Below are 12205 nucleotides of genomic sequence, written 5' to 3'. Positions count from 1 at the left end.
CTGCAGATACCTATAGCCCTCGCCACTCGGCAGTGACCACCGAGACCAAGGGCGTGATTAGCCGGTGCCAGGTGGGTCCCAGTCAGGCCGTCATCGTGGTCCCAGATCGGGTTGACACAGCCAGCCCTTCGGTGTCGACCTGGGCGACGCCACCGGCGCCGGTGCGGGTGAACGCGGCCTGATCCTGCAGCCATTCCAGGACGTCGGCGACCGCCGCATCGTGGGCTGCTTCGATCTGTTCGGCCACCGACAGCGGGGCGATAGCCCACAGCGCCGACACCGATTTCACCGGCGAGAACGTCAGGTCATACCCGGCGACCGCGGTGGTCTTCGCGCGGGTGTTGCGGGCGATAAACCCCGACAGTTCCCGATCATCGGCGGGNTCACCGGCGAGAACGTCAGGTCATACCCGGCGACCGCGGTGGTCTTCGCGCGGGTGTTGCGGGCGATAAACCCCGACAGTTCCCGATCATCGGCGGGCGGGCGGCCGTACTCCTCGCCGAACAACTTCACAGCCACGCGGGTGCGGATCTGCGCGCGATCCTCTGGGGAGATGGTGGCGTTCCAGTGCGCACCGATCTCGGCGTTGTGGTCACGAAAGGCCACCGCCAAACGGCGCGCGAACTCCGGCTCGCCATCGCGGACTTGAAACTCACGGCCAAGGCGGCTGGCCGCGCGCTGGCTGCCCATGCCGCGGTTGATGACGTAGTTCTGAATGCGCTCGGCGTTGGGGTGCAGACCCACCCCGTAAAGGGCGCGCATCTGCGCCTCGCCGACAGCCGAGCCTTCCTCGACCGTCCAAATCTCCTCGCGGACAGCGGGAGTGACCTCGCAGCGGCCGGTGTCCGACAGGGCTGCCAGGCCGCGGCCCATCCAGCGGCCCGGCGATTCCCCCTTGGCGGAGTAGTAGTCGGCCAAGGTGGAGCGGCCCCGTTCGGTGCTGTCGGCGGCAGCGACCTGCCGCACCAGGTACAGGTATCCGTCCCCGGCGGTCAGCTTGTGCAGCGTCATCACCATGACGCGCACGCCGGTGTCCGCATGCGCCGCACGCTACGAACTCCGGGGCTGGCGGAGCCANTCCGTCCCCGGCGGTCAGCTTGTGCAGCGTCATCACCATGACGCGCACGCCGGTGTCCGCATGCGCCGCACGCTACGAACTCCGGGGCTGGCGGAGCCACCACCAAACCGGAGGTTCTTAGAGAACTCTTAGACGGGCCGGTGTTGGCGCAGGGGACGTACTCGAGTGGGTCGAATACCCTTGCGCCTGTCGCCACGGCTGGACAGCTAAGCAAGTAGTCGCACATATGCAGTTCACGCCCCGGTTTCCCTTCGGTTGAGGCCCTGAGGACAGTGGCCAGGAAGCGGACTAAAATCCTCTGAACTCGATGTTTGTTGCGTTGAGGGTTGGTGATAGTTGTTAGCTGGACCGTTTCGAACTGGGGATTCCCCGTTACTGGTGTTGGTGGGCACTGAGGCTAGATGAAACGACTGCGGTATTTACTGCGGTACCGCCCCGCCGGGCCTGGCCACCGGGTGAGAACCACAAGTCGTCCACGGCCGGTCGTGAACGACTTGTGGCATCCCGATATGCGGACCTGCAGGGTCGGATGAATTGGTGATGTTGGCGCTGGTGTGAGCAGCAGCGCTTCACCGGTGTCGGGTGGACGATCCAAGCTCGGCGAAGTCACATCACGCGCATCGCTACCGCGACAGACGGTGAAAGCGGTTGGCACGACGACTCCATGTCTGTCCACCACCGCGACGCTTCGTTATGAAACAAGCGGCCATATTGATTCCGATTGGAGCGCGCGCAAGTGAGAAAGACACCTTTTCGCGCCCGCGACAGCATTACCAGCAGGATTCTCTGGTCCTCCAAAACCTGCGCCGGCGTCGTCGAGTATGAACTTGGCACGTGACCCTCCTCGAGACCCATGACCACAACCCAGTCGAATTGTTGGCCTTTACCGACATGCGCATTCAGAACGTGCACCCCTGGACTGATTGCAGACATCGTGGTGTCACGCAATCTATTCATGAATTCGGAAAGCGGAAGATTGCTGTCGGTATGTTGCATTAGCTGCTCGCAGGCCTCATGGACCTCAGATATTGCGTCGACGTCGGCTGGGTTGAAGGACCCGGTTGCGCGCTCGCGCAATTCGTCGACTTGTTGGTCGAATGTTAGGCCTGCGTCAACATGCTTTGAGTGTCTTTTAAGTAAGCGTGTAACCCGGGGGTTGTCTAGCGCATAGTCCCAGAACTGTGGAGTATATCGAGCGTTCTCGTATGCGGAATTGAGGGCACTACGCCGGTACTCTGCTCGGCAAATTACGCCGACAGTGTCTTCCGGGCACTTCTCGGCAAGATAGTCGGTCAGGGATACGATTCCAGCAGCTTCATCTGAGTCGGTCGCATATTGCACGGCGTAAGCATGGTCACCGGATTTCCATTCTTCCGGCTCTGCCGCATGTAAAGGCGCGGATCCGAGGCTGGATGAAACTGAATTAATTACCCGGAGGACTGCAGGCGATGACCTGAAGTTGACGTCCAAATCAATTGTCTGGTCCGCCCTAGACCTGATGTCTTGCAAAACATGAACTGGGTCCGCGCCAGCCCAGCCGAAAATGCCCTGGTGCGGGTCGCCAACGTAGGTAATATTCCGAGAACACATGTGCTGAGTGATCTCATACTGCTGCAGCGAAAGATCTTGAAATTCATCGACAAGGATGGCGTCGAAGTGTAGCTGGAACAGATGCGAAACTCGCTTGTTCCGTAGCAACAATTGGGTGTGGCGCAGAAGGTCTCCGAAGTCAATATAGTTTGCTTCTAGCCAGGCGCTCCTCCAGAGCTAAAACGTCACTGTTTCCAGTCTCTCTGATGCGTTCGACGAGCTGCCCATCCGTCAGTGGTTCTCTCTTTAGCGAGCCCAGAATCTCCTTCACCTGACGATGCCTAGCTCGATCGGACGTAAGTTCGGAGAGTGCGCGACGGAGCCAAGCAGGGCGAGGATAGGTAAAGCCGGGCGCCAGCCCAATAGTGCGATGATGCGCCTCTACGATACGAGCGCTTAGCTCGTGGAAATTTGCGACCAGTATTGAGCTGCGCAAGCGGTTTCCGCCCAGTTGTTCTTCCAGTCTGCTTCGCAGATTATCGCGGGCACGGTTGGTAAAGGTAATTGCGAGGATGCGACGATTCGGACGGATCTTTCCGGAGGCGAGAAGATGCTCGGCGCGCATAGCGAGCACCTCAGTCTTACCGCAGCCCGGAGGAGCAATTACAAGAAGGCAGTTAGCACTACTCTCTACTGCTTCCTGTTGACGTCCGCGTGGTTTCTTAGTGTCCATGTCAGGCATCTGCCTTCAAAAAACTGATTAGCCCCATTAGGGATGGGCTTGCTGCCACGATTTCTGGCGTCAAGATGGGTGCCACTGCCCTAGCTGCTGGCACCTTCCTGCTATCCACCGAAGACAGGAAGGTCCCCAGTTGATCTGGGGTGACAGAATCAATGTCCGCAGCGCCTGTAGATTGTGTAATACCCTCAGTGCGTGCGACCTTCGCAGCTATGAGCGCATCCACCACCTTTTTGACGCCAGCCGCGCGAACATACTCGTGCTCAAGGTCTTTACGTGCAACGAAGAAGCCGTTTTGTTCGAGTGCGCGCGGTCGTAGACCTAACGTTCCAGCCCAAGATTGCTCCCTATCCTCGTCGCAGAGACCGCAGACTGGAAGGCGGAACCCATTGCGACCGAGAATCTTTAGCACGTGACTGAACTTATCTGCTCCATCCAAGGCTAAGACTGACACGCCAATGCGGTCGAGGCCGATGCCAAGTGCTCTTGCGGCAGCTTCGATCAGAATTCGGTCAGCAAGGCCCTCGACGAGCAGGACCCTCCTGGCCGTGAGGCTCTCGAGCAAGTATGGCGACCACCAGTGCAGCATCTCCTTTTCGACATCGGAAAAGTTCTCTTCTGCAAGTTGCCTTGCCTCGCTGGCCGGATTGATGACGAGGACGTGTTTCGGCTCGAATCGGTGAACGATGTAGGGGGAGTGGGTTACGACGATCCGTTGCTTAGGAGATTCTGCGAAAAGGGCCGCCACCGTGCGCTGACTCGATGCGTGTAAGTGGATCTCCGGCTCATCCACGGCAACAATGTTGGACCGGACCTGAGCAAGATCGAAAAACGTCAGCGCCATCAACTGCCTCATGCCATCACTCTGTTCTGACAATGACTTGAAGCGGTCCCCTTCCCGTAGATAGATGGTTACGTCTTGTAAGGGTTGATCGACCGGATCAGCCGACGTTCTAATAGCGAGCGCATCCTCGGTATAAGTCTTGGGGACGGATCGAGACAAATGCGTCGCAATTGTCTTACGCAGTTCAAGTAAGGCGGTATTCTCCTCCAGCTTGTTGTTAAATTCTTGAAGCAGCGCGCCGAAGTCCTCGATCTCGTCCCCAAGATCGGCCGAGTCGAGCATTGTGCGGAAAGGGCTTGTTCGGCCGTCCATGAACTCCGGGCCGCTCGAACGTGTAGCAGGAAGATACCGCCAACCAATTGCCAACAGTTGATTGCGACTTGGGCCTCGCCGAGTTCCGGAATCTGGGAAGAAACGTGTGATTGCCACGTTGTCCGGGTCTTCTTCTGATGGCCTAACCTCTAGCTGTAGGACAAGATAATTAGGCTCCCCGGCCTCAACGGAAGTCTCAAACGGGAAGAGAGCAAGCTCGTCCGCATCCAGATCCTCTAGGCGTGCGACTACGCTCAGCTCGTCTTCGCCTTCGCGGATGTCGGTGAGGGTAAAGGTCTGAAACAGCTGTTGCACCGATGCTCCGAGGAGAGCGTGCAGTAGACGCAGGATCCAAGTCTTCCCTACGTCATTGGCTCCGATGATGACTAGATGGTCGCGAACGTCCACTGTCATGTCTTGGAGGACCCGATGCCCTCGGACCTCAAAGTGAGTCAGTCTCATGCTTCCCTTGTTCTTGGGCTCGTAGAACTGTCTTAGACGGCGGTGTACTAGCTTGTGTGGCGCTCGTGCGCCCCGGGACGATAAATATCTGACTGCATTGTCGACCTGGCCAGCCGATCCGAAATCAGACCGATTCGTGCTGATGGATTAGCGCTGGATCGAGATCGATGAGGAGCGCCACAAGCTTTTCGAACAGAGGTGTGCCGACGACGCTGGTTGGTGCTACGTCGCAACACGTCGATGACGTCGTTAATCGACAACACACTCGCCCCAAAATTCGAGGTATTGCACACTCGGACGACGATAGTGAAAAAATCTACCAACACCGATTTCTTGGGGCGTGTCGTTTGCCCAAGATGCTTCAGCGTGCGGCGGTAGCGCCGCTGATCCCGTGTTGCCTGATCCAGCGGCGGTTCGCAGCCAGTCTCTCAGTTCAAGATCTGCGAACGGCAGTGGAAGGTTTGGATCGAGCACGTATGTTCTGGCCCGACGCGACAGCACCCTAACGTGGGTCCACTTTGCGCAGGCCAGACTCCGCCGAGCCGCGCTCCGCAAGTCTGGAGCTGGATCGCGGGGACGGCTGTTTGTCGCTTCGGTGGCGAGTCTCGCCCGCGAGAGATGTTTGCCGTCGCCGAGCCTCGCCAACCTCGCAACGCCGAACGTCGCCGGGCTAACTTCCTGTGGGCGTTTCAGTTCTGTCCGTCGATATCCGGGCAGTCTTACTGGTGTGTCGGCGGACGTGAAAAAATGCCCACTCGCGGACATAAAAATGCCCACTCGCGGCCAATAACTTCTGCCCACCGGCGGACACGAAAGTGCCCGCAGGCGGCCATGAATCTGCCCAGACCTACCTGATATCGCCCGGCGCGTCAGCGCCGTGGCGGCCTCTCCTGCGGTTTCGATGTCGATGCCTAGTCGAAACGAAAACCCCAGGAGAGACCTACTTGAAGTCTGACGGAGAACTCATGGAAATACTCAATGCCTACGACCTGACCGGGTCCTACCGCGCCGCGGCTGAGCTGTGCGGGTGCTCGCATCACACCGTGAAGAAAGCGGTCGAAGACCGCGGCGCCGGGTTGCCGCCAGCGACGCGGCGGGCCCGGATGATCGACGATTGGCGCGACCTGCTGGAAACCTGGGTCGCTGATTCGAAGGGCAAGATCCGCGGCGACAAAGCCCACGACAAACTCGTCGCGCTCGGATACAGCGGTACCGACCGTACCACCCGCCGGGCGGTGGCGGAGATCAAAGCGCAATGGCGACTGGGCAATACGCGGGTGCACCGGCCGTGGATCACCGAGCCCGGACTGTGGCTGCAGTACGACTTCGCCGACGGCCCGCTTGTGGCCGGCCGTAAAATTGTGCTGTTGGTGGCGTGGCTGGCGTGGAGCCGCTACCGGGTGGTGATCGCGTTGCGCGACCGTACCGCACCGAGCGTCTTCGCCGGCCTGGACCGGATCTTCCGGATCCTCGGTGGCGCCCCGACCTACCTGCTGACCGACAACGAGAAGACCGTCACCACCGGACACATCGCCGGGGTGCCGGTCCGCAACCGCGCTGCGGTCACCTTCGGCCGCTACTACGGCATCTCGGCGCTGACCTGTGAGCCTGCCGATCCCGCTTCCAAAGGTGGGGTGGAGAACGCCGTCAAACTCGCCAAAGCCGATATCGTGCCCACCGATACCAATCTGCTGCCCCAGTACGCCACCTTCGCCGATGTCGAAGCCGCGTGCGCTGAGTTCAACGCCGAGATCAACGCCCGGGTGCACCGCACCACGGGTCGACGCCCCGTCGAGATGCTCACCCAGGAACGCCCCGCCCTGCACGCGGTGCCCGACCTGCCCCACACCGCCGCACTGGGAGTGACCCGCCGGGTTCCCGACAACACCCCGATGGTCACCTTCGAACACTGCCAATACTCAGTTCCAGCAACACTATTGGGACAAACAGTGTGGATCCGACATCACGACAGCACCGACGAAGTGGTGATCTGCGCCCTCGACGACGGCGGCCCCATCGAGGTGGCCCGGCACCGTCGCGCCACCCCCGGCAGCCCCGCAATCCACGATGACCATTTCCCCGACCACCGCGACAAAGTGCCCGGGGACTACCGCGTGCGTGCCCGCACCGCCAGTGAGCAGACCTTCCTGGCCTTGGGTCCCGGTGCAGCGGTGTGGCTCAAAGAAGCCGCCGCCGTCGGCACTGAACGGATTCTGCAGAAAATGGCCCACGCCGTCGAACTCTCAGCACTGGCCGGCTGCTCTGATGTCGACTGGGCCTTGGGTCATGCCGCCGTGCACGGCCGGTTCGCCACCGGCGATCTCGACTCCATCCTTGCCAGCAAGGGCATGGACCCCACCCGACGTGGCGCCGGCGAGGACACCTCGCTGGCGCAAGGCACCAGCGGGTGGAACCTGTTCGGCCGCACCACCATTGATGCCCCCGAGGCGGGCATCGCATGACCACCACCACTACTGCCGCGGCGCTGCCCGCCGACGTCGAAACCTTGATGCGTGGGTTGCGGTTGCCGCACGCCCGAGCGATCGCCGCCGACGTGCTGGCCACCGCCCGCGCACAACGCTGGGACCCCACCGAAGTCATCAAGGCACTGCTGACCGAAGAAGCCGCCGGACGCGCCCGCTCCATGCTGGCCGCCCGCCGCAAGGCCGCCGGCTTCCCGACCGGGAAAACCTTCGATGCCTGGGATCCGGGCGCCTCGTCGATCCCGCTGCCCACCCAACAGGCGCTACAAACCCTGGAATGGGTGGGGCGTCGGGAAAACCTGGTGGTCTGCGGGCCGGCCGGCACCGGCAAGACATTCTTCCTCGAAGCACTCGGGCAGAAAGTCATCGAAGCCGGAATGCCGGTGGCCTGGTTCACCCTCGAATAGATCGGCGTGCTCGTCCGGGCGCATCGCGCCGATGACTCCCTGGGCAAGGCGGTGGCCAAGATCGTGCGTGCCGAGCTCGTCGTCATTGATGACGTCGGGCTGCTGCCGGTCGGTGCTGACGCCGCTGAAGGGCTCTACCGCATCGTCGAGGCAGCCTACGAACGCAAGTCGGTGGCGATCTCGTCGAATCTGCATCCCAGTGGCTTCGACGAGCTGATGCCCAAGACGTTGGCCACCGCGACCGTCGACCGGCTCCTGCACCACGCGCACCTATGCCAAACCAGCGGAGACTCCGTGCGCCTGGCCCAAGCCCTGCACGGGAAAGGAGTCAAACCCCTGACCTGACACCAGCGAACGACCGGTGGCGGACACACCCTCACGGGCAGATTCGTGTCCGCCACTGGGCAGTTCTTATTGGCCACCTACGGGCAGTTCTCATGTCCGCCCACGGGCAGTTCCAGCTGTCCATTGACAGACGAGGGCAGTTCTGCCGGCGGCGCGGTGATCTGAGCCTGAAGGGAGGTCAGATATGTTGCGAATCCTTTCGGTGCCCGTGCGTCACGGCGCGCCGAGGTGATGACGGGAAGATCTGCTGCCCACGCGATGGGTTCGGCGTTGGTTTCGAAGGCCCGGACTAGAGCGACGTCCTCGTCATGGCTCACTGGGGCGAATCCACCTGCGGCGAGATAGCGGACGGCATGGAATGACAGGTTAGCGCCGTGAATGTGGCGGTGGGCCGCAGCGTGGTAGTCCCGTCGTGCGCGGTCGCGGACGGCGGGCTGCGGTTCTGCCAATCCTGCACCGCTACGGTTCCTGCGACCATTCGCGCACCCCGTTCGGTGTGCCGTAGTTGAGCCATCAACCAGTGCGCGGGGACGACGGAATCGGCGTCGGTGGTGGCGAGCCAGGTTCCACGGACATCGTACGTCGCAACAGCTCGGACATGCCCGCAGCGCGGGCTGCCCCCACACACCTGTCACTCACGACCATCGTCTCCACGCCACTGACGAGAAGTCGCCGACCACTGCGGCTGAGCCGTCGGTGCACGCGTCGAGGGCCACAAGGACTGTCACGGGCACGTTGACGCCGGAAACGGCCACCCCGATGGCTTCCAAGCACTCGGGCAGGGTGTGTTTGTTCGTCGTGAACCGGAACCACCACACCGATGCGGTCGACACCAGGAGGGAGGTGACGTGGTTGATTCGATCCGCCTTGCCTACCCGAGATCACGTGGGTGGTACCCGACCGTGCTCGTAGTTACTAGCTAGGTGTACTGACCTGACAGGGGGTCTGCTGCAGGATCAGGTGACAGCTTTTCGGTCACGCGGCCTGACTGGCCGGTGTGGTCATGATTGCTTCGTATTCAATCGGGGTCAACCGGCCGAGAGCGGTTTGTCGGCGCCGCCGGTGGTAGGTCCGTTCGATCCAGGTGAGGATCGCGATGCGGAGCTGTTCTCGGGTGTCCCAGCGGCGCCGGTCCAGCACGTTCTTCTGCAGCAGAGAAAAGGTCCAGCACGTTCTTCTGCAGCAGAGAAAAGAAGCTCTCCATCGCGGCGTTGTCGCCGGCTGCCCCGACGCGACCTATGGAGCCGACCATGCCGTGCCGGTTGAGGGCGTGCACAAATTTCCGGCTGCGAAATTGGCTGCCGCGGTCGCTGTGCAGAATGCACCCGGCGGTGTCGCCGCGGCGGGCCACTGCGCTATCGAGTGCGGTGGTGGCCAACCTGGACTTCATTCGGGAGTCGATCGAGTAGCCGACGATACGATTGGAGAACGCGTCCTTGATTGCGCAGATGTAGAGCTTGCCTTCGCCCGTGCTGTGTTCGGTGATATCGCTGAGCCACAACCGGTTTGGAGCCTCGGCGGTGAAGTCACGCTCCACCAGATCGTCATGAACCGGTGGGCCGGCTTTACCGTTCTTGCCCCGTTTCTTTCCGAACACGCTCCACAATCGATTCTGCGAACAGATCCGCCAGCCGGTGCGCTCGGCCATCGGCTCGCCGGCATCACGGGCCTCTTCGACGAGGTAGCGGTAGCCGAACTCTGGGTCGTCTCGGTGGGCGTCGAACAGGGCGTTGGCGCGGTAGGCCTCGACCAGTTCGGCGTCGGTGATGGGATTGGCCAGCCAGCGGTAGTAGGGCTGGCGGGCGAGCTGCAGTACCCGGCACGTCACCGCGACGGGGATCCCATCGGCGGCGAGCTCCTTTACGAGCGGGTAGACCCTTTTCCCGGCAGATTGGCCTGCGACAAGTAGGCTGCCGCCCGGCGCAGCACCTCGTTCTCCTGCTCCAACAGCCGATTACGGCGCCGCAGCTCGACCAGCTCGGCCGAGTCGCCGGTGCTCTTGCCGGGCTTGGCGCCCTCGTCGATGTCAGCTTGGCGCATCCACTTGGTCAGCGTCATCGGGTGAACACCGAAGTCGGTGGCGATCTGCTCGATCGTCACGCCTTCTTCGCGGTTCCGGGCCACGCGTACGACGACGTCGCGGAACTCACGTGGGTAGGGCCTGGGCACAAAGACATCCTTCCAGCCTGCCCACCCCGGGCAAGCCAACTCAGATGTCACCTATCCGTGCAGCAGACCCAGGTTAGGTACGCGGCTGGTGGGTGGTTGGCCGCCGAGTGCGGTGTGGCCGCGGTGGTAATTGTAGGTGTGTAGCCAGCGTGGGTATTCGGCGCAAAGTTCAGCATCTCGCTGTAGACCAGTCGGGAGTGGCCGTCGATGGCGGTGTGGAGGAAGTAATAGCCACGCACCAGGTGGCGATCCCTGTGTTGACCCGGCCCCCTGTGGGCCTGAGCATTGCGGTTGCCCGCCACCGGCAGGAACCTTGCCGAGCTTCTTGACATCCACATGAACAAGATCGCCGACAGCCTTCGATTCGATCCGGCGGATGACCCGACCAGTGGGTCGGTCGAGCCAGCGCAAACGGGCCACGCCGTAGCGGGTCAAAACCCGGTGCACGGTCGAGGGATGTATGCCCAGCAGATAGCCGATCTGAGCTGGGCCCCATCGCCGGATGACCCGGACTTTGATGATCCGACGCTCGGTGCGGGTGGGGGTCTGATAGGGACTTCGGTGCGGACGCGAGCTGCGATCGACCATCCCTGCCGGCCCCAGCTCGCGGTTACGCGCGGCCCACCTCTGGGCTGTAGTGACGGCGACCTGAAACCGCTCAGCGGCCCGGCGCAGCGTCCAGCCTTCTTCGACGTCGCAACGAGCCAGCCGCAGACGGCCAGTTTCAGACAAGGGGGCATTACGGTGAACCACGAAGACCTCCGAGATCGGTGAGCGTTCCTAGACAGCTCGCACTCCACTCGGAGGTCTTCGTCTTGTCACCTCACCACGCCGTCACCAACGTCCGTGGTCAGTACATCTAGCCGGTGCCTGATGTTCCCGGCTGTTGCGGTGTGTCCCCGAAGGCGCGGGGCGGTGGGCCTGCGGGGGGGTTACCAGGCGGCTGCGCGTGACTGGAATACTGTGTGCTGGTTTCGGCAAAGTTCGCCGACTGGCCGCGATCGCGCAGGGCGCGGCGTTCTTCGTCAGCTTTCTGCAGGTAGTTTTCCCAGCGGCCCTGCATCGGTTTGATCAGGCCGCCGCCCACCCCGACCACGAGGATTCCGCCGAGGGTGGCCAGGATCGTGATGAGCACCGGGAGAGTGACCGTGAGCGCGATGCCAATCTGGTTGAGGGCCGCGATGACGCCGAGGCCGAGGATGAAGATGCTGGCCAGGTTGGCCAGCAGTCGACCGTAGGACAGCCCGCTGAGGCTGTTGGACAACAGGTCCCGCACTGCGGCGGCGATCGCCGAGGCCACCACCACGATGATCAGGGCGACGAACAGCTTCGGCAGGAACGCGATCACCCCGGTGAGCAGGACGCTGATCGGGTTGGGGCCAAACACGCCGAACGCCAGCTGTAGGACGAATAGCGCTAACGCGTAATAGACGATCTTCCCGGCGATGGTAGAGGCGTCGTATTGGCTGTTGGCGAGCGCACGTTTCACGCCGCCGCGTTCCACAGCGCGGTCGAAACCAACCCGTTCCAGGATTTTGTCGACCGCTTTGGAAATCAATTTGGCCACGATCAATCCGATAATCAGGATCAGCAGGAACGCCACCAGTTTGGGGGCGAAGGTGGCTATCGAGCGCCACATGTCGTTCAAAGCGTCCCTCATCATGCACGTCCATCCAGTAGTCAGCTTTGCGCTCGTGACAGCCCACGGCGGTAATTGAGGAGCAACCGGAACCTTCTTCTCAAACCCGGCGCAGAAAGCTTCGTTGGGGTCAATTCCCCGATCCCGCCCAGGGAAACCACGTTTCAGAGATCCGTACCGCCCGGCCGGCTGATGAC

At 61.9% G+C, this 12205-nt stretch carries 7 protein-coding genes and 4 pseudogenes; 2 read left to right on the top strand and 9 right to left on the bottom strand.

What is annotated here, in order from left to right:
- Window positions 1–121 precede the first annotated feature (121 nt).
- The 5 genes and pseudogenes from MCHLDSM_RS40495 to MCHLDSM_RS19605 all read right to left on the bottom strand — a co-directional run.
- A pseudogene (locus MCHLDSM_RS40495) lies at window positions 122–382 on the bottom strand (relaxase domain-containing protein); the annotation flags it as partial.
- Window position 383: 1 nt separating this feature from the next.
- A partial coding sequence (locus tag MCHLDSM_RS19610; protein ID WP_158023732.1) for a relaxase domain-containing protein occupies window positions 384–1017 on the bottom strand: 634 nt, incomplete at its 3' end.
- A 667-nt stretch (window positions 1018–1684) separates the two neighbouring features.
- The gene (locus tag MCHLDSM_RS36420) at window positions 1685–2776 is read right to left on the bottom strand and encodes a UvrD-helicase domain-containing protein (protein ID WP_234714121.1); all 1092 of its coding nucleotides are present in this window, start codon (window positions 2774–2776) and stop codon (window positions 1685–1687) included.
- A gap of 31 nt (window positions 2777–2807) precedes the next feature.
- Window positions 2808–3341 carry a UvrD-helicase domain-containing protein gene (locus MCHLDSM_RS36415; protein WP_158023731.1) on the bottom strand — a complete coding sequence of 178 codons (534 nt, stop codon included), beginning with the start codon at window positions 3339–3341 and terminating at the stop codon, window positions 2808–2810.
- Between the two features lies 1 nt (window position 3342).
- Window positions 3343–4917 (bottom strand): ATP-dependent nuclease, encoded by a 1575-nt coding sequence (locus MCHLDSM_RS19605; RefSeq protein ID WP_158021543.1) that lies wholly within the window; start codon window positions 4915–4917, stop codon window positions 3343–3345.
- Window positions 4918–5909: 992 nt separating this feature from the next.
- On the opposite strand from MCHLDSM_RS19605, the gene istA reads away from it, so the two are divergent.
- Together istA and MCHLDSM_RS19595 are read left to right on the top strand one after the other, a co-directional pair.
- A complete protein-coding gene (istA, locus tag MCHLDSM_RS19600) occupies window positions 5910–7427 on the top strand; it encodes an IS21 family transposase (protein ID WP_048471613.1) in 1518 nt (505 codons plus the stop codon).
- Window positions 7424–8200, top strand: a pseudogene (locus MCHLDSM_RS19595) (ATP-binding protein). The gene istA and the pseudogene MCHLDSM_RS19595 overlap by 4 nt, the downstream one beginning before the upstream one ends.
- Before the next feature lie 77 nt (window positions 8201–8277).
- Here the strand turns inward: MCHLDSM_RS19595 and MCHLDSM_RS39580 are convergent.
- From MCHLDSM_RS39580 to MCHLDSM_RS19575, 4 genes and pseudogenes are all read right to left on the bottom strand, one after another.
- Window positions 8278–8649 (bottom strand): hypothetical protein, encoded by a 372-nt coding sequence (locus tag MCHLDSM_RS39580; protein WP_234714120.1) that lies wholly within the window; start codon window positions 8647–8649, stop codon window positions 8278–8280.
- 526 nt (window positions 8650–9175) lie between these two features.
- A pseudogene (locus MCHLDSM_RS19585) lies at window positions 9176–10369 on the bottom strand (IS3 family transposase).
- A 51-nt stretch (window positions 10370–10420) separates the two neighbouring features.
- A pseudogene (locus tag MCHLDSM_RS36405) lies at window positions 10421–11122 on the bottom strand (leucine zipper domain-containing protein).
- A 106-nt stretch (window positions 11123–11228) separates the two neighbouring features.
- Window positions 11229–12029, bottom strand: a complete 801-nt coding sequence (locus MCHLDSM_RS19575) for a mechanosensitive ion channel family protein (protein WP_048471619.1) — start codon at window positions 12027–12029, stop codon at window positions 11229–11231.
- Window positions 12030–12205 lie beyond the last annotated feature (176 nt).

The sequence above is a fragment of the Mycolicibacterium chlorophenolicum genome, assembly GCF_001044235.1.
Taxonomy (GTDB): domain Bacteria; phylum Actinomycetota; class Actinomycetes; order Mycobacteriales; family Mycobacteriaceae; genus Mycobacterium; species Mycobacterium chlorophenolicum.
The sequence above is the reverse complement of the archived record's forward strand: the minus strand, read 5'-3'. Positions and strand labels throughout refer to the sequence as shown.

Excerpts from the sequence above, each read along its gene's own strand:
- MCHLDSM_RS19575 (WP_048471619.1), bottom strand. The coding sequence starts at position 12,029 with ATGAGGGACGCTTTGAACGACATGTGGCGCTCGATAGCCACCTTCGCC.
- MCHLDSM_RS36415 (WP_158023731.1), bottom strand. The coding sequence starts at position 3,341 with ATGGACACTAAGAAACCACGCGGACGTCAACAGGAAGCAGTAGAGAGT.
- MCHLDSM_RS19605 (WP_158021543.1), bottom strand. The coding sequence starts at position 4,917 with ATGACAGTGGACGTTCGCGACCATCTAGTCATCATCGGAGCCAATGAC.